At 64.3% G+C, this 23,367-nt stretch carries 28 protein-coding genes; 23 read left to right on the top strand and 5 right to left on the bottom strand.

Annotation, left to right across the window (positions count from 1 at the left end; all coding sequences use genetic code 11):
• Positions 1-307 precede the first annotated feature (307 nt).
• The 11 genes from CAL28_RS27150 to CAL28_RS27105 all read left to right on the top strand — a co-directional run bounded on the left by CAL28_RS27150 (position 308) and on the right by CAL28_RS27105 (position 9,914).
• A complete protein-coding gene (locus CAL28_RS27150) occupies positions 308-2,329 on the top strand; it encodes a DNA topoisomerase III (RefSeq protein WP_066123892.1) in 2,022 nt (673 codons plus the stop codon).
• Positions 2,330-2,876: 547 nt separating this feature from the next.
• Positions 2,877-3,437 carry a DNA cytosine methyltransferase gene (locus CAL28_RS30330; protein WP_440588420.1) on the top strand — a complete coding sequence of 187 codons (561 nt, stop codon included), beginning with the start codon at positions 2,877-2,879 and terminating at the stop codon, positions 3,435-3,437.
• 73 nt (positions 3,438-3,510) lie between these two features.
• Positions 3,511-3,651: a hypothetical protein gene (locus CAL28_RS30325; protein ID WP_440588419.1), complete on the top strand. Its 141-nt coding sequence runs from the start codon at positions 3,511-3,513 to the stop codon at positions 3,649-3,651.
• Between the two features lie 77 nt (positions 3,652-3,728).
• Positions 3,729-4,478 (top strand): DNA cytosine methyltransferase, encoded by a 750-nt coding sequence (locus CAL28_RS30320; protein WP_440588418.1) that lies wholly within the window; start codon positions 3,729-3,731, stop codon positions 4,476-4,478.
• Positions 4,479-4,785: 307 nt separating this feature from the next.
• Positions 4,786-6,363 carry an ATP-binding protein gene (locus CAL28_RS27135; protein WP_066123891.1) on the top strand — a complete coding sequence of 526 codons (1,578 nt, stop codon included), beginning with the start codon at positions 4,786-4,788 and terminating at the stop codon, positions 6,361-6,363.
• Positions 6,364-6,684: 321 nt separating this feature from the next.
• On the top strand, positions 6,685-7,242 hold the full coding sequence (locus tag CAL28_RS27130) for a hypothetical protein (RefSeq protein ID WP_066123890.1): 558 nt from the start codon (positions 6,685-6,687) through the stop codon (positions 7,240-7,242).
• 332 nt (positions 7,243-7,574) lie between these two features.
• Positions 7,575-7,784, top strand: coding sequence for a hypothetical protein (locus CAL28_RS27125; RefSeq protein ID WP_066123887.1), 210 nt, complete (start codon positions 7,575-7,577; stop codon positions 7,782-7,784).
• A 22-nt stretch (positions 7,785-7,806) separates the two neighbouring features.
• A complete protein-coding gene (locus tag CAL28_RS27120; RefSeq protein ID WP_066123883.1) occupies positions 7,807-8,196 on the top strand; it encodes a hypothetical protein in 390 nt (129 codons plus the stop codon).
• 205 nt (positions 8,197-8,401) lie between these two features.
• Positions 8,402-8,743: a hypothetical protein gene (locus tag CAL28_RS27115; protein ID WP_440588417.1), complete on the top strand. Its 342-nt coding sequence runs from the start codon at positions 8,402-8,404 to the stop codon at positions 8,741-8,743.
• 80 nt (positions 8,744-8,823) lie between these two features.
• On the top strand, positions 8,824-9,540 hold the full coding sequence (locus tag CAL28_RS27110) for an ABC transporter substrate-binding protein (protein ID WP_066123880.1): 717 nt from the start codon (positions 8,824-8,826) through the stop codon (positions 9,538-9,540).
• A gap of 95 nt (positions 9,541-9,635) precedes the next feature.
• A complete protein-coding gene (locus CAL28_RS27105) occupies positions 9,636-9,914 on the top strand; it encodes a uridylate kinase (protein ID WP_066123877.1) in 279 nt (92 codons plus the stop codon).
• A gap of 186 nt (positions 9,915-10,100) precedes the next feature.
• Here CAL28_RS27105 and arsH read toward each other — a convergent pair whose 3' ends face one another.
• Genes arsH through CAL28_RS27080 form a run of 5 tightly spaced genes read right to left on the bottom strand, consistent with a single transcriptional unit; the run spans position 10,101 to position 13,170 of the window.
• A complete protein-coding gene (arsH, locus tag CAL28_RS27100; RefSeq protein WP_066123874.1) occupies positions 10,101-10,823 on the bottom strand; it encodes an arsenical resistance protein ArsH in 723 nt (240 codons plus the stop codon).
• The gene (gene arsC, locus CAL28_RS27095; RefSeq protein WP_066123871.1) at positions 10,816-11,238 is read right to left on the bottom strand and encodes an arsenate reductase (glutaredoxin); all 423 of its coding nucleotides are present in this window, start codon (positions 11,236-11,238) and stop codon (positions 10,816-10,818) included. The genes arsH and arsC overlap by 8 nt, the downstream gene beginning before the upstream one ends.
• Positions 11,239-11,254: 16 nt before the next feature.
• Positions 11,255-12,331 (bottom strand): ACR3 family arsenite efflux transporter, encoded by a 1,077-nt coding sequence (gene arsB, locus CAL28_RS27090; RefSeq protein WP_066123868.1) that lies wholly within the window; start codon positions 12,329-12,331, stop codon positions 11,255-11,257.
• 10 nt (positions 12,332-12,341) lie between these two features.
• Complete coding sequence (locus tag CAL28_RS27085; protein WP_066123865.1) at positions 12,342-12,839, bottom strand: arsenate reductase ArsC; 498 nt, start codon at positions 12,837-12,839, stop codon at positions 12,342-12,344.
• 4 nt (positions 12,840-12,843) lie between these two features.
• Complete coding sequence (locus CAL28_RS27080; RefSeq protein WP_066123862.1) at positions 12,844-13,170, bottom strand: ArsR/SmtB family transcription factor; 327 nt, start codon at positions 13,168-13,170, stop codon at positions 12,844-12,846.
• A 527-nt stretch (positions 13,171-13,697) separates the two neighbouring features.
• On the opposite strand from CAL28_RS27080, the gene CAL28_RS27075 reads away from it, so the two are divergent.
• The 12 genes from CAL28_RS27075 to CAL28_RS27015 all read left to right on the top strand — a co-directional run bounded on the left by CAL28_RS27075 (position 13,698) and on the right by CAL28_RS27015 (position 23,345).
• Positions 13,698-14,522, top strand: coding sequence for a GTPase (locus tag CAL28_RS27075; protein ID WP_066123859.1), 825 nt, complete (start codon positions 13,698-13,700; stop codon positions 14,520-14,522).
• Positions 14,519-14,737, top strand: coding sequence for a hypothetical protein (locus tag CAL28_RS27070; protein WP_066123857.1), 219 nt, complete (start codon positions 14,519-14,521; stop codon positions 14,735-14,737). The genes CAL28_RS27075 and CAL28_RS27070 overlap by 4 nt, the downstream gene beginning before the upstream one ends.
• 454 nt (positions 14,738-15,191) lie before the next feature.
• A complete protein-coding gene (gene ltrA, locus CAL28_RS27060) occupies positions 15,192-16,559 on the top strand; it encodes a group II intron reverse transcriptase/maturase (RefSeq protein ID WP_066123854.1) in 1,368 nt (455 codons plus the stop codon).
• A gap of 114 nt (positions 16,560-16,673) precedes the next feature.
• On the top strand, positions 16,674-17,027 hold the full coding sequence (locus CAL28_RS27055) for a DUF3085 domain-containing protein (RefSeq protein ID WP_066123853.1): 354 nt from the start codon (positions 16,674-16,676) through the stop codon (positions 17,025-17,027).
• Positions 17,028-17,189: 162 nt separating this feature from the next.
• On the top strand, positions 17,190-18,032 hold the full coding sequence (locus CAL28_RS27050) for a phosphoadenosine phosphosulfate reductase domain-containing protein (protein ID WP_066123850.1): 843 nt from the start codon (positions 17,190-17,192) through the stop codon (positions 18,030-18,032).
• A 294-nt stretch (positions 18,033-18,326) separates the two neighbouring features.
• Positions 18,327-19,244 carry a DUF3577 domain-containing protein gene (locus CAL28_RS27045; RefSeq protein ID WP_066123847.1) on the top strand — a complete coding sequence of 306 codons (918 nt, stop codon included), beginning with the start codon at positions 18,327-18,329 and terminating at the stop codon, positions 19,242-19,244.
• A 58-nt stretch (positions 19,245-19,302) separates the two neighbouring features.
• Entirely contained in the window at positions 19,303-19,992 is a 690-nt protein-coding gene (locus CAL28_RS27040) for a DUF3275 family protein (RefSeq protein WP_066123843.1), read from the top strand.
• Between the two features lie 105 nt (positions 19,993-20,097).
• A complete protein-coding gene (locus CAL28_RS27035) occupies positions 20,098-20,436 on the top strand; it encodes a conserved plasmid protein (protein WP_080323941.1) in 339 nt (112 codons plus the stop codon).
• Positions 20,437-20,537: 101 nt separating this feature from the next.
• Positions 20,538-20,936 (top strand): hypothetical protein, encoded by a 399-nt coding sequence (locus tag CAL28_RS27030; RefSeq protein WP_066123840.1) that lies wholly within the window; start codon positions 20,538-20,540, stop codon positions 20,934-20,936.
• 118 nt (positions 20,937-21,054) lie between these two features.
• Positions 21,055-21,396, top strand: a complete 342-nt coding sequence (locus CAL28_RS27025; protein WP_066123837.1) for a hypothetical protein — start codon at positions 21,055-21,057, stop codon at positions 21,394-21,396.
• A 113-nt stretch (positions 21,397-21,509) separates the two neighbouring features.
• Positions 21,510-22,163: a hypothetical protein gene (locus tag CAL28_RS27020; protein ID WP_066123832.1), complete on the top strand. Its 654-nt coding sequence runs from the start codon at positions 21,510-21,512 to the stop codon at positions 22,161-22,163.
• Positions 22,164-22,235: 72 nt separating this feature from the next.
• Complete coding sequence (locus CAL28_RS27015) at positions 22,236-23,345, top strand: DUF6094 domain-containing protein (protein ID WP_066123829.1); 1,110 nt, start codon at positions 22,236-22,238, stop codon at positions 23,343-23,345.
• Positions 23,346-23,367: the final 22 nt, after the last annotated feature.

The raw sequence follows: 23,367 nt of genomic DNA, 5'->3' as shown, positions 1-23,367 counted from the left end.
AATCAGTGCGGAGAAGGCCGAACCCTCGGCAGGCAATCAAGACCTGGTGTACAGAAGTTCGGTGCCGTAGCCATTGGTGGAATTATCCCCTGGGGATAACTCCATGGAAGTCCACTGACTTCCACGCGCTCCCGGAAATCGCGGCTCCCGACGTACACACCCTCGGCCACGCGCCATTTCCCCTCCCGTCATTGCACCCCGTGAAAGCGGTCGCCACCGCATGCGGCTTGTTTGCTGCTGCCTCTGGCAGTGATCGGCATCCTCGAATCCAGCAACTCCATGAACTACGGAATTCGGATGGACGGACATGCGGCTGTTCTTGTGCGAGAAGCCCTCTCAGGGCAAGGATATTGGCCGTATTCTCGGCGCCACGCAGCGCGGTGAAGGCTGTCTCAACGGCTCCGGCGTCACCGTCACCTGGTGCATCGGCCATCTTGTAGAAGCAGCAGCACCCGAGGTTTATGACGCAGCGCTCAAGCGCTGGTCGCTGGAGCAGTTGCCCATCATTCCCCAGCAGTGGCGGGTCGAGGTCAAGCCGAAGACCGCCACGCAATTCAAGGTCGTCAAGGCCCTTCTGGCGAAGGCGACCCATCTCGTCATCGCGACCGATGCCGACCGCGAAGGCGAACTGATCGCCCGCGAGATCATCGAGCTTTGCGGCTACCGCGGCCCCATCGAACGCCTCTGGCTCTCGGCGCTCAACGATGCGTCGATCCGCACCGCGCTCGGTAAGCTGCGGCCTTCAGTCGACACGCTGCCGATGTACTACTCGGCGCTGGCACGCTCGCGCGCCGACTGGCTGGTGGGCATGAACCTCAGCCGGTTGTTCACCGTGCTGGGCCGGCAGGCAGGCTACGACGGTGTGCTTTCGGTTGGCCGCGTACAGACGCCGACATTGAAGCTCGTGGTAGACCGCGACCGCGAGATCGCGGCTTTCAAGTCGGTGCCGTTCTGGGCCATCGACGTGTCCCTGTCCGCAGGCGACCAGGCTTTCAGTGCGCAGTGGGTTCCGCCCGATGGCTGCACCGACGACGCCGGCCGATGCGTGCAGCAGCCCGTCGCCCAGCAGGCCGCGCAGCAGATTCGCGCCGTGGGTAGCGCCCAGGTGGTATCCGTGGAAACCGAGCGTGTGCGCGAAGGCCCGCCGCTGCTGTTCGACTTGGGGACGCTTCAGGAGGTTTGTTCCAAACAGCTCGGGCTGGATGTGCAGGAGACATTGGAGATCGCCCAGGCCCTGTACGAAACGCACAAAGCCACCACGTACCCGCGTTCGGATTCCGGCTATCTGCCCGAGAGCATGTTCGCCGAAGTACCTACGGTCCTGGACAGCGTGCTCAAGTCCGATCCCTCTCTGCGCCCAATCATGGACCAGCTCGATCGCTCCCAGCGCTCACGCGCCTGGAACGACGGCAAGGTCACCGCCCACCACGGCATCATTCCCACGTTGGAGCCCGCCAACCTCTCCGCCATGAGCGTGAAGGAACTGGCGGTGTACCGGCTCATCCGGGCGCATTACCTCGCCCAGTTCCTGCCCCATCACGAGTTTGACCGCACCGTGGCGAATCTCGCCTGCGGTCAGCAGACGCTGGCGGCCACCGGCAAGCAGGTCATCATCAGGGGCTGGCGTCTGGTGTTGGCCGAGCCGCAGGCAGACGAGGACAGCGAAGGCGCAGCGCGCAGCCAGGTACTGCCGGCGCTGCGTGACGGCCTGGCATGTCAGGTGGCCGAGGCCGACATCAAGGCGCTCAAGACGCTGCCTCCGAAGCCCTATACGCAGGGTGAACTGGTCAAGTCGATGAAGGGCGTTGCGCGCTTCGTGACCGACCCGCGCCTGAAGCAGAAGCTGAAGGACACGACGGGCATCGGCACCGAAGCCACGCGCGCCAACATCATCACCGGCCTGCTGACGCGGGGCTATCTCGTGAAGAAGGGTCGCTCCATCCGTGCATCGGAGGTAGCTTTCACACTGATCGACGCCGTGCCCGCAGCGATTGCCGACCCCGGCACGACTGCCGTGTGGGAGCAGGCGCTCGACATGATCGAGGCCGGACAGCTCACCCTGGATGTGTTCATCGGCAAGCAGGCCGCCTGGATCTCGCAACTGATCGCGCAGTACGGCAGCACCTCGCTGTCCATCAAGGTTCCCCAAGGACCGCCTTGCCCGCTCTGCGGTGCTCCCACGCGCCAGCGCACCGGCAAGAGCGGCCCATTCTGGTCGTGCAGTCGCTACCCCGACTGCAAAGGCACGCTGCCGGTCGAGTCCGGCACGTCCAAGCGTGGTGCCTCGCGCGCCCCGCGCCGCAGCGGCACAGGCCGCAAGGGCGCCTGACCGACCCCGTTCCCCGTGAGCCGTCCCCGCCATCGGCGGTGTGGCCCGTGTCCCGCATGCCCTGCGGGACGCCCAGCGCGCATTGCCTTCCCGATTCGTGTGCGCGTCCCGCCCGGCCGTCCCCGGCCGTGGGACCTGAAGGTGGCTTCTTCCGCGAACAGCGCTGCGCGCGTTCTCCTGATCTGCGCTTCTTCCGCCCCTGCGAAGGGTCCCCCGATGGCTTGCCTTTCCAGGCTGCGCGAACCATCGGGAGACCCTTCGTGGTCAGCGGTATTCGGTGCCGGTGCCCGCCGGTGCAAAAACGGGCTCCCTTTGTGCGCGGATGTGCGCCTAGACGATGCCGGCCCCAGCCACGACATGGGCCGGGTGTGATTGCTGACAGCAGACGGTTCTAGCGACGACCGGGCCTGCAACAGCCCACGGGTGGTTATTCATTCCTCCCGAGCCGAAGGCCGCAGGGCCTTCGGCACCTTTCTCCTGCCCATCAACGTCCCGGCCCGCCTTGACTCCAGTTCAAGCCCTGGGCCACACGAACAGGAGATCCGACATGCACCTTCAACACCCTTGCGTCACCGCTGCGCCGCGCGCCGCACCGCTGCTCTACGGCAGCGTGTGCAGCGGGATTGAGGCCGTGAGCCTCGCCTGGCAACCCCTCGGCCTCAAAGCCGCGTGGTTCGCCGAGATCGATGCCTTCCCGAGCGCCGTGCTCGCCCACCACTACCCCCGCGTTCCCAACCTGGGCGACATGACCGCGATCGCCCGCCAGGTGCGGGCCGGCGCTGTGCCCGCGCCGGACATCCTGGTCGGCGGCACCCCGTGCCAGTCGTTCAGCGTGGCCGGCGCGCGGCGCGGTCTGAATGACCCACGCGGCGCCTTGACCCTTGCCTATGTGGAGTTAGCCAATGCCATCGACCAAACCCGCCACCAAGACCGCCGCTCGCCGGCCACGCTCGTCTGGGAAAACGTCCCGGGCGTCCTCAACGACCGCAGCAATGCCTTCGGGCACTTCCTGGGCGCATTGGCCGGAGAAAGCCGTGCGCTCCAGCCGCCAGGGGATCGGTGGGCGCACGCAGGTTGTGTGTGTGGACCCCGCCGCCGCATCGCCTGACGCGTGCTCGACGCCCAACATTTCGGCGTCGCCCAACGCCGCAAGCGTGTGTTTCTTGTGGCAAGTGGTGGAGATGACCTCGATCCCGCCGAAGTACTTTTTGAGCGCGCAGGCCTGCTCGGGGATTCTTCTGCGGGCTGCGCGCCGTGGCAAGAAGCTGCCCGCACTGCTGGATCTGGCGCTCAAGCAGCAGGCAGCGGGTACGCAGGACTGAAGCAACCCTATGGCAAGGTCACGACGACGTTCGGGTTCAGTGGCGGCACTGGCCCCGTCGATGTTGCGGCATGCCTGATGGCCGCAGGCCCCAAACACGACATCCGCACCGAGACGTTCATGGTGCAGTCGATCGCCGGAGACATCGCCCACACCCTCGATACCGCCAACAACGGCAAGGGCAGCAGTGAGGACGGCACGGGCAAGGGTGTCCCGATCATCGCCTTCACCGCCCAGGGCAGCGGCGCGGATGCCACGCTCGACCGGTCGCCGACGCTGCGTGCCGGCGGGCATCGCAACAGCCATGCGAACGCCGGCGTCGTGCCCGCCATCGCCTTCGCGCAGAACAACCGCGGTGAAGTGCGCTTCGAGTCGGGCCATGGACAGGTGGCCTGCACCGTCCTGTCCAGCGGCAAGCCGGGATACGGAGTGCCAATGGTGGCTTGCGTTGCCCTGCGGGGACGGCAGCAGGGCCTTGCCGCCGAGCTGGGCGGCGACGTTGCGGCGGCCTTGCGCACCAGCGGCGGCGGTGCCGACAAGCTCCACGTGCTGGCTCCCGACTTCGAGGCGTATTTCCGCTACGACTGGAACGACCCGGGCCCCGGTGACTGGTCGCACTGGCGGGTGCGCCGGCTGATGCCGGTGGAGTGCGAACGGCTGCAAGGCATGCCCGACGACTACACGCTGATCCCGTATCGCGGCAAGCCCGCCGCCGACGCCCCGCGCTACAAGGCCATTGGTAACTCCATGGCCGTCCCGTGCATGGCATGGTTGGGCCAGCGGCTGGTGCAGCGCCTGCACAAGACGGACGCAACCGATTCGGATTGATGCGCGACGCGAAAGGCGGCTGACGCCATTCTCATCCCTGCATGGCCGAAGCGTCGGCGACTGCCAGCAGCCACGGTCTTTCAGGCTGCGCCGCGGACTCTCCCGCGTCGACCTCCTTGTCCGCATCGCACCGTGCCACGGACACGCGCCCGCCCCGGGCGTTGGTGCTGCATCTCCATCGGGCCTGTCCGCCCATTTCCCCCAGACCGGCCATTGCCGCCCAGCACGCCATCGCGGCGGGCTTCGGTGTGCGCCGCTTCCATCCCCGCGCCTGACCGGCGCACCACCTCATCCAAGGAACCCTGCCATGAGCACCATCCGTCTTCAGACGAACCAGAACCGCCTGATCGAAACCTATCGCTATGCGTTCACCCAGGCCTCGATGCTGGGCGAGCTGCTACAGAACGCCCGGCGCGCCAAAGCCCGCCACATCCACATCTCCACCGAAGGCGACACGCTCACCGTCAGCGACGACGGCGAAGGCATCGCCAACCTCCAGAGCCTCATCTGCATCGCCGAATCTGGCTGGGACGAGGAACTGAAGGTCCGCGAAAACCCTTTCGGCATCGGTGTCCTCTCCACGCTGTACTTCGCGCGCAGCCTGCGGGTGCATTCGCTGGACATGGCGTTTCGCGCCACCACCGCTGCGATCATCAGCGGTGAAGACATCGACGTCATCGCCGCGCCAGCGCGCATCGGCACCGAGATCCGCTTGTGCGGTGTCGAGCCCCCGTACAAAGGCCCGACACTGACCCAGTGGGTCGCCCAGCAACTGGTGCGGCTGTGCGAAGCCTTCCCCGTCCGCGTGACATTCAACGGCACGGAGTGCGAGCGCCCGCTGTCCCGGCCAGGTTTGGCCTGGCGGGATACGGACGTCGGTCAGGTGCTCATCGACCTGGAAGGAGCGCCGTCTCAGTACCGCTGCTACCTACAAGGACTTCCCATCGGAAGATGGCCATCTTCGCAGCGGCACCAGATCGTGAAGTTGCGTGACGACATGATCGCCCGTCCACCGGATCGCCAGCATCTGCTCCATGAGGAAGAGGATGGCAAGCGCATCCAGGCTGCGGTCGAGCTGGCCTTTCGGCAGGCACTGATCGAAGCCAAGGAGCGGCTGTCCGGGGCCGAGTTCGTAATGCTGTACGCATCCACGTGCCTGTCTTCATCGAACGCCGACCTGCTCAGCAGCATCCCCTTCGTGCCGCGCAGTTGGTTCCGCGACTGGCCCCATGAACCGCCAGGCTTTCGCAGTCACTGGGCCAGGTACTGGGATCGCCCTCATGCCGAGGGCGTTGTCGCTCGCGAAGCACTCCAAGAAGCCGGTGTCTGGTCCATCGACGCCGAAGACGATGACGATGTGCCAACCGCCGAGGTCTACCTGGCGGCCAGACAGGCATTTCTGCTGGAAGAACACCGTCTCGATGGCGACCACTGGCTGTTCGAGCTTCTCCACCATGCGGACCCGGATCAGGTCGGCATCCACCACGGCGAGGTTCTCCACGCGGATGACAACCTTCCATTCAACGGCGACATCACTGGCGTCACCTTAGTCGGAACACTGTCCGCCAGCTTTGGGGGAGACACCCGCGAATATGCGGTATCTGCCATCCGCAGGCACGGCCGACTCTACGTGACGCCCCACGCGGGAGACGTCACCAGTCTCTTGTCGGACTACATCTTCGATGACCGCTACGACCAGGCTCGCGAGGACGCGGATGCGCAGACCATCGCCACGTTCATCGCGGTCGGCTGCTCGGTTTCGCCTGCCCGTGCCATTGAGGAACTGCTGCCCAGGTCCTGGCGATACACCCCGCAGCCCAAGCTCGCCGGTGCCACCGTGCGCCTGAGCTTCGACGCCGATGGCAAGCTCGCCAGCGTGCAGTGATCCTCCTTTGCAGCTCCCTTCGGGGAGCTGTTTTTCATGGGGCACGCCAATCCGGTGGCGATGAATTCAGATTGCCGGATGACGCACGGCGACGCTGGGCCGATGCTCCATCGCATGTGTTGCTGCTGTCGCAGCGCCATGCCCGCAGCCAGGGTGTCCAGGCTGCCGTGGGGTCCGCCCACGCCACCCGCCAGTTCGCCTCGGCATCTCACCGGCGAACGCTGCCCACCGGGGCACCGATGCCTCCTTTCTCCAACCCACGGGATGGTCGCCACATCCCGCCAGGGGCGTGTCGCCTGCCGGTCAATTTCAGGACTTCCCATGGAAAACATCACCAAGCAAGACCGTATCACGCTGAAGAACCTCAAGGTGGCCGACTTCGCCAGCGAGGAAACGCTGTGCTTCACCGCCACCGTCGTGTTCGACGGCGCTGCCATCGCCGAGGCCCGCAACGACGGGCACGGCGGTTCGACATTCATCCGCGCGCTCACCGGCAAGGCCGCACTGCTGGCCGATGCCGAGTCGTTCGCCAAAGGCCTGCCGCCCGCCTTGTTCGACCCCGAGCACGAAGGCGCAGAGCCTCTTTCCATCGACATGTCGCTCGATTTCCTTGTCGATCAACTGGCCGATGCCATGCACTCGGAGCGCACGGTGCGTACCGCGTTCAACCGCGACATCGGCAACAAGGTGCTGTTCATCAAGGACGGCAAGCTGAAATACCTCAAGGGCATCAAGCTCAAGGCCATCGCCGACCGCGAGGCGTACTTTGCTGCGCTGCGCGACCGGCAAGACAAGCCCATCGTGATCCTCGCCGAGCTTGCGCCCGAGCAGGCATTCGACTTGTGGAAGCAGCATGTCCTGGGCGACAAGCCCGACTGACCCGGCGCCTTCGCTCCGTCCTGACGGCCCCGCACGACGCGCGGCTGTTTCTTTTTCTGCTGCGCATGAATCGGGACGGGGCCGGATGCGGTTTTTCAACTGACGCAGCGCGGCTCGCGCACGAAGCTGCCCGCATGTTCGCTGATTCGTCAGCACATGCCAGCAGCCAGGGTTCCAGGCTGCGCGGAATTCACTCCGTATCACCCACCAGTCCGCCCAGCATCGTCCTGCGGACGAGCGTCCTCGCGACGCCGATGCACCTTCGTCAACCCCAGCGGGAGCTGCCATCCCGTACGGGCCTGGTCGCCTCGCATCCTCCAAGGAGTCCGACCATGCCACGCGCCTCTTTCGGCGAACTCGCCTTGTTCTGCACCGGCAAGCAATTGCCGCTCGAAGTCCTGCATAGCGCCGCCGGTCACTACATCGGAACGCGCGATTCCCAAGGGCCTGTCTCGCGGGAGTCCCGCGAGTACTTCCGCAGCTTCGCTGCCGCGGAACGCGCCCTCGCAAGAGGCGGCTGGTCTCAGCTCGCCATCCCTTGATCCACTCTATAAGGAATCTCTCATGAGCCAGCTTCCCCTGGAAGTTGCCGAGCAGATCGCACGGGAGCGGCAGCACTTCGTTGCTGCTCCCGATGCGTTCTTCAAGGCATGGAAACGTGGTGTGCAGATCGCAGGCCCCCGGTGGTTTGGCGACTGCACCAAAAAGGGCTTTGAACAAGCCCGCGACAAATGGGATCTATGCCCCAACGTGCGGCAGATCAGCAGGTCCCTGGGCTTACTGAGCAGCGGGGAACGCATGTTCCTCGCCGCGATGGTGAGCTTCTACAACGCCCGCAGGAGCGCGTCTTTGCTGCGCCGCTGCGGGTTTGAAGGCCTGGCCGATCTGAGCGGCCTCGACCTTGCTCGCCGCCGGGTCATCGCCAGCCTGGTGCTGCACTACAACGGCTGGTAAGGCCCTTGCGGGTCACGCCGCCATTCCTATCCACCCCAAACGAGGGACACGTGCCCTCCGGGGGCCGTGTCCCTCCGACTTTTCTGAAGGAGCGACACATGTTCCCCCATCCCAGCTTCGCCGTCGTGCTCGAAGGCGGCCTTGTGCAATCCGTCCTGGTCCAGGACTGGCCGCCGTACAGCCCGACAGCGCCGATCTCGACGCATTGCTTCTGATCGCCACCTGTCTGAACGACGGCCATCACCTGACCGCCATTCAATTCGAGGGGTGCTGGTATTGCAGCAAACCGCGATTGTTCGAGTTCGGTGGCGACGGCAGCTATCTGAGCCGGGAGGTTCAGGTCGCCCGAGCGTCTTCACAGGCCCTCCAACTCGGAGACCAGTTGCGCAAAGCCATTCTGGCCTCCGACGCAGAAGAGGCCTCGGCCGTGATCGCCATGGAGGCCGGCAGCCTACTCGCCGGCATCAATGACGGGCAATTTCGTATGAATGTACGTCGCCGCGTTGCAGAGCGGCTGGCCCAAGCGCCAGCACTCAGTGCTGCCTGACGCATTTTCCACTTCCAACCCACCGGGGTCTCATTCCCCGATGGGGAGCGGCCTCGGTATTCTCTATCCAGGAGTAATCCATGTCCGAGGCCGACAACCCCTTCATCCGCGGTTATTCGAATCTGCGCATTGTTCGTACACTGCTCATCACCTGCGAGGACGATTCTCCGCCGGTATGGCGGCCGCTGCATTTAAGCCAGGCACACCTGCCTGACGATCAGGCAGCACAGTTCCCATGCCTGGTCGGTGCCGACTTCGCACTGATCACCGAGGGCCAGGAGGTACCTGCCGATCTGGAGGCACTGTGCCAAACCGAAGGCATCGTGCGCTCGGTGGTCTACGCAATCGAGGGCTATGACTTCGACGGTCGCCCATGCCATATCGGGGACACCTACTCTGAAGAGTCAGCTCGGGAGGTGATTCGACGGCTGAGCTTCGAGACCGGCTACTACAGCCGGTGCTGGGAAATCAGCAGTGCACACATCAGCCACGAAACCGGCCAGTACCTCGCCAATCTGGCAGACCTCGCCACGCCAGAGGCCTTCCTGTTCATCGCCTTCCGGGTGCCGTACAGCCCGGCGATCGGCATCAAGCTGATCTCCACGCCCTGGACGGATAAGAACCTGGAGTATTCCGAAGGCATCAGCGCGGAACAGCTTCGCCAAGAGCACCGGAGCAAGGGCATGCCCGACGACCTGGCGAACATCCTTGACCTGGCTGGCCAGGCCGATGTCCGCATCCTCATCCTCGACGCAGACGCGCCCGTGTTGCTGGGTCTGCCGTTGGGCGAGTCGTAGTAGCCGCGTTACGCGCCAACATTCCTCTTTGTCCCCCATGCCGGTCCGTCTCCTCACCAGGAGCCGGGCTAGTCCATTTTCATAGGAGCAACCCCATGTTCCCCGACCTCATCTCGCCCGCATGCGACTTCGAGCATCAGCTTGGAGCCTGCGTCAACGCCATGGGCCAGGACGACGCCATCGGCCAGATCCTGGTCTTCGAGCGTATGAGCGGCACGCTGCACATGCGCCATATCGACAGCGCCGACCTGGCGGACACCGACATTGACGACTACGAAATGGTCGTCTTCGACGGTGGCAGCACCAGCGGCGACACGTGGAAGCATGTGTTCTTCCCGCGTCAGCGCGAGCACTACTTCGTGTACGAAGCTTGACCTACCCAGCCCCTTCCGAGGGGCTTTTTCTTCTTGACCATGGCTCCAGATCGGTATTCGCTGAACTGCACCGCAGCTCGATAAAGTCGATTTATCAAGAAATACCGCGCGTGCATCACATGCATGTGCTTTCTGAAACTTGAACTGACGATGCTTTGCAGCCTCAACGAATTCCTGGCCTGCCGCTCAGATCGCCGCTTGACCGACCCGCCGGCTCAACGCCTCGGCGCTTTCCTTGCGCTCGCTGTACCGATCAACCAGATACGGCACCGCGTCGCGGGTGAGCAGCGTGAACTTCATCAGTTCTTCCATCACGTCCACGATGCGGTCGTAATAGGCCGAGGGCTTCATGCGTCCGGCCTCGTCGAACTCCTGGTATGCCTTGGCGACCGAGGACTGGTTCGGGACGGTCAGCATCCGCATCCAGCGGCCCAGCACGCGCATCTGGTTGACGGCGTTGAACGACTGCGAGCCGCCCGACACCTGCATCACCGCCAGCGTCTTGCCTTGGGTCGGGCGCACCGCGCCGACCGACAGCGGAATCCAGTCGATTTGCGTCTTCATCAGGCCGGTCATCGCGCCGTGGCGCTCCGGCGAACTCCACACCATGCCTTCGGCCCATTGCACCAATTCGTGCAGTTCCTTGACCTTCGGGTGATCGGCCGGCGCATCGTCCACCAGTGGCAGGCCGGACGGATTGAACAATCGGGTTTCGCCGCCCAGCGCCCGCAGGATGCGCGCGGCTTCTTCGGCTGCGAGGCGGCTGAACGAGCGTTCGCGCAGCGAGCCGTAGAGCAGCAGGAAGCGCGGCGCATGCGTGGCCCGTGCCGGCGCGAACAGGTGTTCGGTGTCCGGTTGCTGGAACAGCGCCGCGTCGATGTTCGGCAGGTCGAGACGGGATTCAGACACGGCGGCCTTTCTCATCGACCACTGGCTCGCCGTCCTCCTTGTTGAACGCGCCGCGCTGCGGCTGCGGCAGCAGGTCGAGCACGGCTTCCGAAGGCCGGCACAGGCGCGTGCCTAGCGGCGTGACCACGATAGGCCGGTTGATGAGGATGGGATGCTGGAGCATGAAGCCGATCAGGTCGTCGTCGCTCCACCTCGGGTTGCCCAGGTCGAGTTCGGCATAGGGCGTGCCTTTCTCGCGCAGCACGTCTCGCACCGGCACGCCCATCGCCGCGATCAGCGCCTGGAGCGTGTCGCGGTCGGGCGGCGTTTTCAGGTACTCGATGACGGTAGGTTCCTCACCGCTGTTGCGGATCAAGCCGAGCACGTTGCGCGAGGTGCCACAGGCCGGGTTGTGGTAGATCGTGATGGTGCTCATGGATGCCTCTTGGAGATTACGAAGTAGTCGGGCGGCGCTCGTACCAGCCGCGCGAGCGGTTGACCACGCGCACCACCAGCAGCATCACCGGCACCTCGATGAGCACGCCGACCACGGTGGCCAGCGCCGCGCCGGAATGGAAACCGAACAGGCTGATGGCCGCGGCCACGGCCAACTCGAAGAAGTTGCTGGCGCCAATCAACGCGGATGGTCCAGCGACGCAGTGCTTTTCGCCCGCCTGGCGGTTGAGCCAGTAGGCCAACCCGGAATTGAAGAACACTTGAATCAGGATCGGCACCGCGAGCATGGCGATCACCAGGGGCTGGCGGATGATGGCCTCACCCTGGAAGGCGAACAGCAGCACCAGCGTCAGCAGCAGCGCGGCGATCGACAACGGGCCGATGCGTTCCAGTGTCCGATCAAATGCGGCTTGGCCCCGGCGCAGCAGCGCACGACGCCAGAGCTGCGCAAGGATGACCGGAATGACGATGTACAAACCCACCGACACCAGCAAGGTGTCCCACGGCACCGTGATCGAGGACAGGCCCAACAGCAGGCCGACGATGGGCGCGAAGGCGAACACCATGATGGTGTCGTTCAAGGCCACTTGCGACAGCGTGAACACCGGATCGCCGCCGGTCAGCCGGCTCCAGACGAAAACCATGGCGGTACACGGCGCGGCAGCCAGCAGGATCAGGCCGGCGATGTAGCTGTCGAGCTGGTCGGCGGGCAGCCATTCGGCAAAGACGTGGCGGATGAAGATCCACGCCAGCAGTGCCATCGAGAACGGCTTGACGGCCCAATTGATGAACAGCGTGACCCCCATGCCGCGCCAATGCTGGCGCACCTGGCCGAGCGCGGCGAAGTCCACCTTCAGCAGCATGGGGATGATCATTACCCAGATCAGCAGGCCGACCGGCAGGTTGACCTGGGCAATCTCCATGCGGCCGATGGCCTGAAATGCGGCGGGCGCGAACTGGCCGAGCGCGATGCCAGCGACGATGCACACCGCCACCCATAGCGTCAGGTAACGCTCAAAGCCGCTCATCGCGGAGTTTGAGGGCGCGGCGCCGGCGGTATCGGTTGCGCTCATCGGGCGGGCCTCACTGGCGGCCGATGTCGCGCAGTTCGCGCTGCAACGACATGGCATCGAGACTCTTGATCGGCAGCGACAGGAACAACTCGATACGTCGGCGCAGCGTCATGGCGGTGTCGAAGAATGCCTTGCTTTGTCGTTCCAGGGAGCCTTCTACGGCTGCCGGGTCAGGCACGCCCCAGTGCGCCGACACCGGCTTGCCCGGCCACAGCGGACAGGCCTCGCCGGCGGCGTTGTCGCAGACAGTGAAGATGAAATCGAACACCGGCGCATCGGGCTTCAAGAATTCGTCCCAGCTCTTGCTGCGGTAGCCCGTTGTCGGCAGGTGCAGCCGCTCTAGCGTAGCGAGCGCCAGCGGGTGAACCTCGCCTTTCGGATGGCTGCCTGCCGACCAGGCGTGAAACCGCCCCTGGCCTATGTCGTTGAGGATGCCTTCGGCGAGGATGGAGCGGGCCGAATTGCCCGTGCAGATGAACAAGGCGTTGTAGGTGGTGGCGGTGGTCATGGCATCAGCAGTCGCAGTGGGTGGTGGTGTTGGAAACCTCGCAGACACCGCCTTGGCAGCAATGCTCGGTCAGGTAGCCAATCAGGCCGTTCATGTGGCTGTACTCGGCGCGATAGATCAGGTTGCGGCCCTGCTGCTCGATAGTGACGAGGCCGGCGTGGGCCAGCTCCTTCAGGTGGAAAGACAAGGCATTGCGGGCCACGTCGAGTTGGTCGGCGAGGACGCTGGGTGTGAGTCCTTCCGGCCCGGCCACGACCAGGGCGCGGAACACGCGCAGGCGTTGGGTGTGCGCCAGGGCGCTCAGGGCGGAAACAGCTTGATCTTCATTCATTATTCAATGATACATCATTTATTGAATTAATGAAGACGCAGCCCACCTTCAAGGCGAAAAGGCATCTCGGCAACAGGGCCAGCTGCGCTCCTCGCGCCAACCGCACGGGACAGCCAGTTGATGGTCCTTGCCATTACCGACGATCGCACCGCGCAGAAAACCTGCTTTCTACGACGCCCCGCAGTTCCTTGCACTTGTACGAACGCCTCGTCAAAAGGGAATTCGACGCCTACCGCCATCCGCTGGCATGCCTCATTGGTCTGGACAGCTACGAACTCACAGCGCGGGAAAGCGGGCACGGCGCGGTGCGGATTTCCACGAGCGCGCCGGTCTTTCCTGGGCCATCCTCGGCACCATGTTCGTCGGCGCTGCCGATACATGCCCAGGCAGTCGAGACCTTCGAGGCTGCAAGCGCGGGAAACCGTGTTGGTCGAATCTTCCTACGGACGCACCGCGTCTATCCACCCACAAGGGATCTCTCCCTTGTGGGCCGGGAATCCCTTGTTTCATCTTCAAGGAGATTTCCCATGGATCGCTCTCTCATCAAGACCCTGATGCCTTCGCTTGTCGCAGGCCATGTCCCCCGCAACGTGCGGTCGTTCAAGTACCGAGTGTTCGACGATCAGCCGAAGTCCTCGACGCTGGGCTTCGCCATCGATCCCCAGCCCTTCGACGGCAAGGTGGTTGCGGCGACCAACGACGCCATTGTCGTCAAGCTCAAGCCCAGCGAGTTCGCGGTGCTCGATCCCAACCTGGTGAGCACTGTTCCCAGTGAAGGCGCCAAGGTGCATGTCCAGCCCTACGCTCGGCGCCGTTTCGACGGCCTGCGCGCGGACACCCCGGAAGTCATCACCGAGACAACCTCGGACGGCAAGCCTTACACCATCACGAGGCACATCCTCGGCTCCGCGCCGGCCAAACTGCCCATCCCCGAGCCGAAGTGCATGGAACTGGGCCAGCTCATCGAGCAGATGGAGGAAATGCCGGCACCCGATGGCTTCCGGCGTATCACCCACATGCTGGTCGATGCGGGCGCCACCGACTTCACATGGGTCGATCCCGCCCCGTCCAAGATCATCGAAACGCCTCCGGCGATTAGCTTCACGGTCTCGACCGCGAAGTTCGTGGGCCAGGTAACGATCCTGTACGACCGCGCGGGCGATACCTACGTGGTGGAACTGAACCGCAATGATGGTGAATCACTCGAACTGGTCGATCGGCACGACGAGGTGTATTTCGACATGCTCGGTGAAGTGCTGAATCGGCTCATCGACGACGGGCGCTGGCGTCAGATCCAGGTGAACGTCATCGATGCCAAGGCGACCCGGCGACGTCAGGCGCTCTCGGCATGACGAGCGAAGTTGGCGACGCTTGGGTGGTGTATTCGCCCAACGAGTCGGCCGTCGGCGACAGCGCCGGCTTCTGGTCCAACGAGTTCGGCTGGGTCACGCTTGACCAGGCCACGTGCTTCTCGGCGGAAGAGATCGGGCGCTTGCAGCCTCCCATCTCAACTGGCGGCGATGCGTGCTTCGTCCCATGGCAGGAAGCGCAGCAGCACTACGGCTGAATACGCATGCCTCTACAGGCCTTCCATCCATTCGGGTGGAAGGCCCTTTCTTTGTGCGCCCAGCATGTGCGTGCTCCTGCGGGTGCAAGTCCCGCCGTAAGTGGATCACGACGAACGAAGCGAAACGCAACTGCATGAGGGCGACCAAATGTGGGGAGGAAGCGTGGAGCGTAAATCGCGAGCCGATGGACAAGAACCGCATAGAAGGCGTTGCCGAGCAGGGGGAGCGGGCAAGGAACCGCGAAGCTCTTGTGGTCAAGGCGAGGCGGCGTAGATGCGGCGGTTGTGCGATGAAGGAGTGCGTGCTTACCTGGGGAGGCCTCGCCTCGATCCTGAAAGGGTAACGGTGTTGAGCCGGAGCGAGGCGTCAGCAGAGGTCGTAGTAGTGCCGCCGTGTGGCCGGTGAGGCCGAAGCGGGGCGCGAAGGGCCGAACGAGAGGGAGTGTCTGAAACCATGTCGATATCTGGGGCCATGCGTCAGAAGCCTGCGCAAGCGGGGCGTTGTGCCGTAGGCCGGGGTGAAGCCCCGGCTGGGGTGTGTCGTGACGAAGCCGAGGGTCCGCGGCCTGGGCAGGAGGGCACAGGGTCGGCGCTGTTGGAAGCGGCGCTGACGCGAGAGAACCTGAAGCGGGCGCTCAAGCGGGTGCGGGCCAACCGGGGCTCGGCAGGCGTGGACGGTCTGGACATAGACCAGACGGTTCAACGGTTGAGGACCAAGTGGCCGCGCATCCGTGAGCGGCTGTTGCAGGGGACGTACCGGCCCAGTCCGGTACGGCGGGTGACGATCCCGAAGCCCGACGGGGGCCAGCGCGAGTTGGGCATCCCGACGGTGACGGATCGGCTGATCCAGCAGGCGTTGCTGCAAGTGCTGCAACCGTTGCTCGATCCGAGCTTCAGCGAGCACAGCTACGGGTTCCGTCCTGGGCGACGTGCGCACGACGCGGTGTTGGCCGCGCAGTCGTACGTGCAGTCGGGGCGGCGCGTGGTGGTGGACGTGGACCTGGAGAAGTTCTTCGACCGGGTCAACCACGACATCCTGATAGAGCGGTTACAGAGGCGCGTTGCCGATACTGGAGTGATCCGGTTGGTGCGGGCGTACCTGAACGCGGGGATCATGGATGGCGGGGTGGTGATGGAGCGGGACCAGGGAACGCCGCAAGGCGGTCCGCTGTCGCCGCTGCTGGCCAATGTGCTGCTCGACGAGGTGGATCGGGAGCTGGAGCGGCGGGGGCATTGCTTCGTGCGCTACGCCGATGACTGCAACGTGTACGTGCGCGGTCGTCTGGCGGGCCAGCGGGTGATGGTGCTGCTGCGCCGGTTGTACGGTCGGCTCAAGCTGAAGGTCAACGAAGCCAAGAGCGCGGTGGCCAGTGCGTTTAACCGCAAGTTCCTGGGATATGCCTTATGGGTGGCCCCGGGCAAACAGGTCAAACGCGCAGTGGCGGCCAAGCCGCTGGCGACGTTCAAGCAGCGTATCCGGGAGATGACCGGGCGCAGCGGCGGACGCAGCCTGGGGCAAGTGGTGCAGAAGTTGCGTGCGTACCTGCTGGGTTGGAAGGCCTACTTCGGGCTGTCGCAAACGCCGGGTGTGTGGCGCGGGCTGGACGAGTGGCTGAGGCATCGGCTGCGGGCAATCCAGCTCAAGCACTGGAAGCGCGGCAAAACCATGTTCCGGGAACTGCGTGCCTTGGGCGCGAGCCACGATGTGGCCCACCAGATCGCGGCCAATGGCCGCCGTTGGTGGCGCAACAGCGGCAAGTTGCTGGGCAGCGTACTGACCGTGGCCTGGTTCGACCGCCTGGGCCTACCTCGACTCGCCTGACCTCAACCTCTCGAACCGCCCGGTGCGGACCCGCATGCCGGGTGGTGTGGCAGGGGCGCAGCCCTAAAGGGCTGCCCCCTATGCCGATCTCTTTCCACACCGGAGATTTCAATCATGTCACTGCGATTCAAAGGCACCGACCTGCGCCCCGTACTGGCCGAAGCCATTGCCAACCAAGGCCGTATCGCCCTCGCCAAGGACCAAGGCGTGTACTTCCTCGCCGAGCACGGGGAACGCCGCCCGGACGGTCGGGTGAAGCTGCTGGCCTATGCCGTCGGCTGCAACCCGGACATCGATCCGTTCGATGACTGGTGGGAACTGGCGCGTACCGAACTGGGCGGCGACGACTTCGGCGAGTTCTTCGACCCGAAGGAAGGTGTCTTCGCCCGCATCCTGCACGGCACCGACGACCTGATGTTGTCCGCCACCGCCACGCACCTGTCGCTGGAGGTGGTTTCACCGGCCTGATGCGGCGATTGCCGCACAGCCTTCACAGCCCCCGACATACGCCACATACGGGGGCTTTCTTTTATCCGCACGCGCAGCCTTTGCCGCGCGTGCGCTTTCGTCTCCGGCCGCCATGGCCTGCCTCGTCGGCCCGACCGCCGACATGCCTACGGAGACGACCGCATGCACGATCCATTCAAGATCACCCAACCAACCTGCATCAGCTTTTCCGGCGGACGCACCAGTGCCTACATGCTCTGGCGTGTGCTGCAGGCCAACGGCGGCCTGCCTGCCGACACCGTGGTCTGCTTCGCCAATACGGGCAAGGAAGTGGAAGCGACTTTGCGCTTTGTGCGCGATTGCGCCGAGCACTGGCAGATCCCCATCCACTGGCTCGAATACCTGTCCACGGAACCAGGCTATACGCAAGTCGATTTTGACCGGGCCAGCCGCCAGGGTGAGCCGTTCGAGGCGCTGATCCGCAAGCGCCAGTATCTGCCCAACCCGGTGGCGCGAGGCTGCACGACCAGTCTGAAGATTCGCCCGATGCACCGCTATCTTCGGCATCTGGGCTGGACGGACTGGGACCAGATGATCGGCATCCGCGCCGACGAGCAGCGCCGTGTCGCCAAGATCCGTGCGCGCGGCCACTCGACTGAATCGATCCACGAGACCATGTGCATGCCGCTGGCGGACGCCCGCGTCACGGTGCGCGACGTGGGCACGTTCTGGCAGGCGCAGCCGTTCAATCTCGAACTGCTCACGGTGAACGGGCGCACGCTCGAAGGAAACTGCGACCTGTGTTTCCTCAAACCGCGCGGGCAGCGCCTGGCGCTCATCAAGGCCAGGCCCGAAGCCGCCGTGTGGTGGATTCGCATGGAGTCTCTGAACCTGGCGAGCAAGCCCAGCGGCGCCCGGTTCCGTGCCGACGGCCCCAGCTACGCCGACCTGGCGCGCTTCGCCGCCGCCCAGGGTGACCTGTTCGACGCTGCAGAGGAACCGATCGCCTGCTTTTGCGGCGACTGACAAATACGGAAGCCCCTGGATGCCGATTGATTGCGGCGATACGCGCAAGGCTCGGCCATGCTGTCCCCATGCCTGCTGACGTTGTCAGCGACATGCCAGGCAACCATCGGTCTTCGAGGTTGCGGCGCAGTTCCCACTGCGTGACCGAGCCAGCTCGCTCCGCATCCGTCCGCGAGCGGCCACCAGTTTCTGGTGGCGGATGCTTTCGCCTTATCAACCCACCGCGGGGTTACGCACCTTTCCCCGCATGCGTGGGGCCGGTGTGTCTCCGCTTCATCCCTATGGAGATTCACCATGAGCACCACGTCCAACGAACAATCCTATTTCGACATCCACACCTCGGGCATTGGCTACATCCAACGCGCCCGTGAAGTACCCGTCAAGGGCGGCCGCCGTGCACAGCCTTTCCTGGCATGCATGATCGCCGCGATGGTCGGCTCCCCCAAAGACCCGATCTACCGCTACTTCGACGTCAAAGTCTCGGGTGCCGAGGCCAAGAAACTTGTCGAGAGCTATATCGGCGTTGACGACCCGAAGCAGCGTCCGCTGGTGCGCTTTCGCACCGGCGATCTGCGCGGTGATCCATTCATCCGCGATAAGGGTGACAAGAAGGGCCAGGCCGGCGCGTCCCTCAAGGCACGTCTGCTCAAGTCCGAACTGTTGGACCGGGCCGAACTGGCTTCGATCAAGCAGCATGAACTGATCACCCGTGGCATCGGCTACCTCAGCCGAGTGAAGGACGTCACCCCCAAGGATGGCGATCCCTTCCTGTCGTGCACCATCGCCGCCCTGAACGGGCCCGTCGATGAACCGGAGTACCGGTACTTCGACACCATCGTCGCCACTCCTGAAGCCGAGCATCTGGTTCGCCGGTGCATCCAGGCCATCGAAGGGGACCGCAAGGTGCTGATCAGCTTCAAGTTGAACGACATGAAGATCGATCCGTACATCCGCACCAAGGGCGAGCGCGCCGGGGAACCGGGTGCGAACCTCGAATCGACACTGGTCCACATCGGTCTGATCAAGATCGATGGCGTCCAGGTCTATCCGACGAGCCAGGCGAAAGCCGAGCCGCCGCAAGCTGAGGACGCACTCGCGCCCGAAGCCGAGGACGTTGCCGACACCGCTGCCGAACAACCCGCCGAGTCCGCTGAGCGCGAGCCCGAGGCGCAAGTCGAAGAGCAGGAGCCGGCGCTGGCTGATCCGTTCTGATCCGGCATGGCCCCTCACGGGGCCTTGCCTTTTTCCTATTTCCCCAAGGAGAACCATCATGACAGCCACAACGGCACCCACAAGATCAGTCCTGCCCATCGTCGTCCCGGGCCAGCTCACGTTGCGGACCATCCGCGGCAAGAATGGCCCGTTCACGGTCGGTCGACTGACCACCCCCATCGGCGAATTCGCGGTCAAAGACGCGGAGCTGGAACAGTACCCCGAAGGCAAGTACGACGGGGACTTTGTCATTCGCTACATCTTCGCAAAGTCCTATCCGGTCGCGGGCGGTGCACGGTTAGAAATCCGCGCCAACCTCGACGGCATGACGCTCAATGGCATCGACAAACTGAGCCGTGACGAAGCTCGCAGCTTCGCCACCCAGGAAGTCGATCCGCTCGATGAAGAGCAAGGGGCGCAGCCTGCGGCAACGCCGACCAAGCCCGTCAAAGCATCCAAGCCCGCCAAGCCAGCACCCACGCAGGCGTCGGCGGACCCGCTGGTCGATACCACGCCCTTCGGAGTGGATGCGCCGAAGCCTGCTGCTGCCACTGTTTCCGGCAGTGCCGAAGACGGCGACGCCGCACTGTTCGGCATCCTGTGGCCGCTGGGCGAGTCCGTGAAACTGGATTCGACCATCGACCGCCGCGCCCTGCGCGCGCAGATCGCCCGCCTGGGCGAACTGCGCTATGCGTTGGACTTCAAGACGCAGGAGTGGAGCCGCGAGGCCGAACTTCAACCTGCATGACTTGTGCGTAAACACGGGCACCGCATCCGCAGTGCTCTTCATCACCCGCTGGGGCACCTTCCCCTCGCGGGGAAGGACTCCAGTTCCTTTCTGGAGGTTTTCACCATGTCCACCATCGCTTGCGATACCCCATCACAGCCCACCGCAGATGCCCGCCCGCTGGATGAACCCGCCTGGCGGGCGATCTGCGACACCACGGCTGAACAAGCAGCCAAGGGCTGCGGGCTGTCTTACGACTACTACGTCGAACGCTTCAGCTCGTCAATCGGCGCTCAAGCTCGTCAACTGCCCGAGGACCAGCGCACCCAGGCTCTGCAAATCGCACGGGAATGGGGCTACGAAACACCTGCCGAACGGCAGGAGACCCAAGACTGGAACGCTGCACACGGCTACTGCTCACATGGCATCGAACTGGGTTGTTGCCCGGCTGGTTGCGGTTCATAAGGCCGCACTGGCATCCATCGCCGCATAGACGGCATTTCACCACCCGCTGGGAGCTTTCCCCGGAAGGGAAGCCTCCAGCCTGACTTTTCCAGGAGGCTCTCATGGGCTGGTATTTCTCTCACCAATCGCGGTCCGAGCTGATCGCGGAACTCATCGCACCGCAGGAGACCGAGCGCGCGAGCGTGAAGGTCATCGCCCACACGCTGCGCGGCAATGTCCTTTGGTCCGTGCTCGAAGTGACGGCCAAGGCCGAAGGCGTGCATCGTGAGCTCGCGCCGGGCCAGTCCCTGCGCCATATCCGGTGCGATCTGCTCGAACGCAGCGACGGCCAATGGGGCTACAAGCCATTGGACGAGTCCATGCACCCGTACTACTACTCGTGCCCCTTGAGCTACCTCGACATGGCACCTGAACAGTCCGCCGACTGGCGTGCAGGCGTTCGCGCCTACCACGTGCGACGGCGCACACCCACGGCATCCGCCGAGACACTGACGGCCTGAGAACGGCATACGCCACCCAGCCCGATCTTCTTTTCCTGCATCTGCTGCATTTCACACACCCGCCGGGTCTGCTTCCCATCGGGGAAGCGACCGGCGATTTCAATCACGGAGCTTCACCATGAGTCAGCACTACTTCGAGACGTCCCACAAGGGATTTCCCATCACCGTCATTCTCGGCTGGGACCGGCCGATGCAGCACTTCTTCCTGCTCATCCGCAAGCCGGCCGAGCTGGAAGACGACACCATCCAGGCCCTGGACGAGAACTTCCTCTACAGCAACCTGTACGAGGCAGACCCGTTCGGCCATGACCTGGACTACTACCGCGAAGTCTTGCGGCGCTTTCAGGTCAGCGTGCCCGAAAGCATCTTCAACCAGGTTCAGATCGACGCCGTGATGAATGCGGGCAACCGTTTCGTCAAGCATGAGGCCGATGGTTCGTTCGCCGAACTGTCAGCCTGACGTCGCCTGCGACGCAGCCGGAGCATTCCCTCCGGGCACTGCGCGCTTTTCATCCCTAACGGGGCATTCACTGCCCTGGCGGGCGGTGCGCCCCTCACATTGAGGACACCACCATGCCTGCACCTTCATCCAACCAGCCCCTGTACCGCATCGACGAATGCACGGACCTCATGGCCGATGCCTGCGTCTGCAGCGATCAGGGCGACTTGATCTTCCTCTCGGTCTGGGCGCGCGACACCGCCATCCAGCAGTTCATCGGGCGGCTCACCCTGGGTCGCAGCGAAGACGGTCTGGACCAGTTCCACGTCATCACCGATCAGGGCGGCTCGCTGCCCGTATTCGTCGGTTCGGTCGAGCGCCTTGAGAAGCGCCTGACCCGCAGTTATCGCCGCACGCTGTTCGGCTCGATGGTCAATCTCTGGCTGTTCGACCGGCGCTGCATCCGGCCCGACAAGAGTTCGGCCAGCGCCTTGGCGCTGCTGCCGCGTTCTGCGGCCGATCCCACGTCACGCCTGTGGCACCTGGTCAAGGACACGTGCCCGCTGCCGCTGCTGGACCACTGGCAATCGCCAGTGCTGGCACTGCTGCGCGAGCGCGAGATGCTGCGTTCCCTGCCTATGGCCCTCGGGCCGCTACAAGGGTTCCGGCTCGCCATCGACGTGCCCGTGCTCACCAACGCGCTGGGCGACTTCATCCGTGACGGTGTGCTCACCGCCCATCCGCACCGGGAGCCGGCTTTGGCCGACCTGGAAACGACCGTCGCCTGACGTTCCGCCGATGGATGCGTGCCTTGCGCGCATCCGTCTTTCCCTTCATCCCCGCCAGACAGGAGACTTCCCATGGCATTGATGTTCCCCCGGCTCGCTCGGAATTTTGCCAAAAACGGCTACTACCCAACTGACGAAGCCACACTCGAAAGAACCCTCGGCGCACTGATGCCCAGCGATGGGCCGATGTGCATTCTGGACCCCTGCGCCGGCGAAGGCGTCGCCATCGCCGAAGCCGCTCATGCCCTCGGGCCTGAGCAGGCCAGCGCCTACGCGGTCGAGTTCGATCAGGAGCGGGCCAACCATGCCCGGCTGCTGGTCGACCACTGCATCCACGGTGACCTGATGGACACCATGATCTCGCGGCAGGCCTTCGGCCTCTTGTGGCTCAACCCGCCCTATGGCGATCTCGCAAGGGATGCCAACGGCAACATGGGCTACGAAGGCAAGGGCCGCGGCCGGCTGGAAAAGCTGTTCTATCAGCGCACGCTGCCCTTTTTGCAGTACGGCGGCATCCTGGTCTTCATCATTCCGTCCCACGTGCTGGATCAGGAGATGGTTGGCTGGCTGACACGGCATTTCGCCGATCTGTCCGTCTTCCAGGCTGTGGACAAGCAGTTCAAGCAGATCGTGATCTTCGGCCGTCGTGTCCGCCAGCGTGAGCAGGCGGGCGATGACGTGAAGGCCTCCCGCGCCCGACTGCTGCAGATCGGCCTGGCCGAACTGGAGCCGGACGAGCTGCCGCCCGAATGGACGCTGCTGCCGTATGTGGTCCCCACGGCTCAGGCCGAGCCGGAGTATTTTTACCGGATCAGCATGGAACCCGAGCAGTTTGCCGACGAAGTGCGGCGTCTCAAAGGCCTGTGGCCCGCGTTCGAGACTCATCTGGGTGCGACCCAGCAGACCCTGCGTGCTCCGGCACGCGCCTTGTCCCAATGGCACTTGGCTCTGGCCCTCGCGGCCGGCGCTATCTCCGGTGTCGTGCAGTCACCCAGCGGCCGCACCCTGGCCGTCAAGGGCGACACGTTCAAGCAGAAGTCTTCCGCCGTGGAGTACCGCGAGCGCGATGACGGCTCCTTGGCCGAGACCCGCATCCTCACCGACAAGTTCGTCCCGGTCATTCGTGCCTGGGACCTTACCCCTGACTCAGCCACGCTGGGACAGATTCTCACCATCCACTGATCCCTATGGGCGACTCACCGTC

Source organism: Bordetella genomosp. 11 (assembly GCF_002261215.1).
In the GTDB taxonomy this organism is placed as follows: domain Bacteria; phylum Pseudomonadota; class Gammaproteobacteria; order Burkholderiales; family Burkholderiaceae_B; genus Bordetella_C.
The sequence above is the reverse complement of the archived record's forward strand: the minus strand, read 5'-3'. Positions and strand labels throughout refer to the sequence as shown.

Coding starts and splice junctions, on each gene's coding strand:
- CAL28_RS27150 (WP_066123892.1), top strand. CDS start 308: ATGCGGCTGTTCTTGTGCGAGAAGCCCTCTCAGGGCAAGGATATTGGC.
- CAL28_RS30330 (WP_440588420.1), top strand. CDS start 2,877: ATGCACCTTCAACACCCTTGCGTCACCGCTGCGCCGCGCGCCGCACCG.
- CAL28_RS30325 (WP_440588419.1), top strand. CDS start 3,511: ATGACCTCGATCCCGCCGAAGTACTTTTTGAGCGCGCAGGCCTGCTCG.
- CAL28_RS30320 (WP_440588418.1), top strand. CDS start 3,729: ATGGCCGCAGGCCCCAAACACGACATCCGCACCGAGACGTTCATGGTG.
- CAL28_RS27135 (WP_066123891.1), top strand. CDS start 4,786: ATGAGCACCATCCGTCTTCAGACGAACCAGAACCGCCTGATCGAAACC.
- CAL28_RS27130 (WP_066123890.1), top strand. CDS start 6,685: ATGGAAAACATCACCAAGCAAGACCGTATCACGCTGAAGAACCTCAAG.
- CAL28_RS27125 (WP_066123887.1), top strand. CDS start 7,575: ATGCCACGCGCCTCTTTCGGCGAACTCGCCTTGTTCTGCACCGGCAAG.
- CAL28_RS27120 (WP_066123883.1), top strand. CDS start 7,807: ATGAGCCAGCTTCCCCTGGAAGTTGCCGAGCAGATCGCACGGGAGCGG.
- CAL28_RS27110 (WP_066123880.1), top strand. CDS start 8,824: ATGTCCGAGGCCGACAACCCCTTCATCCGCGGTTATTCGAATCTGCGC.
- CAL28_RS27105 (WP_066123877.1), top strand. CDS start 9,636: ATGTTCCCCGACCTCATCTCGCCCGCATGCGACTTCGAGCATCAGCTT.
- arsC (WP_066123871.1), bottom strand. CDS start 11,238: ATGAGCACCATCACGATCTACCACAACCCGGCCTGTGGCACCTCGCGC.
- arsB (WP_066123868.1), bottom strand. CDS start 12,331: ATGAGCGCAACCGATACCGCCGGCGCCGCGCCCTCAAACTCCGCGATG.
- CAL28_RS27085 (WP_066123865.1), bottom strand. CDS start 12,839: ATGACCACCGCCACCACCTACAACGCCTTGTTCATCTGCACGGGCAAT.
- CAL28_RS27080 (WP_066123862.1), bottom strand. CDS start 13,170: ATGAATGAAGATCAAGCTGTTTCCGCCCTGAGCGCCCTGGCGCACACC.
- CAL28_RS27075 (WP_066123859.1), top strand. CDS start 13,698: ATGGATCGCTCTCTCATCAAGACCCTGATGCCTTCGCTTGTCGCAGGC.
- CAL28_RS27070 (WP_066123857.1), top strand. CDS start 14,519: ATGACGAGCGAAGTTGGCGACGCTTGGGTGGTGTATTCGCCCAACGAG.
- ltrA (WP_066123854.1), top strand. CDS start 15,192: ATGTCGATATCTGGGGCCATGCGTCAGAAGCCTGCGCAAGCGGGGCGT.
- CAL28_RS27055 (WP_066123853.1), top strand. CDS start 16,674: ATGTCACTGCGATTCAAAGGCACCGACCTGCGCCCCGTACTGGCCGAA.
- CAL28_RS27050 (WP_066123850.1), top strand. CDS start 17,190: ATGCACGATCCATTCAAGATCACCCAACCAACCTGCATCAGCTTTTCC.
- CAL28_RS27045 (WP_066123847.1), top strand. CDS start 18,327: ATGAGCACCACGTCCAACGAACAATCCTATTTCGACATCCACACCTCG.
- CAL28_RS27040 (WP_066123843.1), top strand. CDS start 19,303: ATGACAGCCACAACGGCACCCACAAGATCAGTCCTGCCCATCGTCGTC.
- CAL28_RS27035 (WP_080323941.1), top strand. CDS start 20,098: ATGTCCACCATCGCTTGCGATACCCCATCACAGCCCACCGCAGATGCC.
- CAL28_RS27030 (WP_066123840.1), top strand. CDS start 20,538: ATGGGCTGGTATTTCTCTCACCAATCGCGGTCCGAGCTGATCGCGGAA.
- CAL28_RS27025 (WP_066123837.1), top strand. CDS start 21,055: ATGAGTCAGCACTACTTCGAGACGTCCCACAAGGGATTTCCCATCACC.
- CAL28_RS27020 (WP_066123832.1), top strand. CDS start 21,510: ATGCCTGCACCTTCATCCAACCAGCCCCTGTACCGCATCGACGAATGC.
- CAL28_RS27015 (WP_066123829.1), top strand. CDS start 22,236: ATGGCATTGATGTTCCCCCGGCTCGCTCGGAATTTTGCCAAAAACGGC.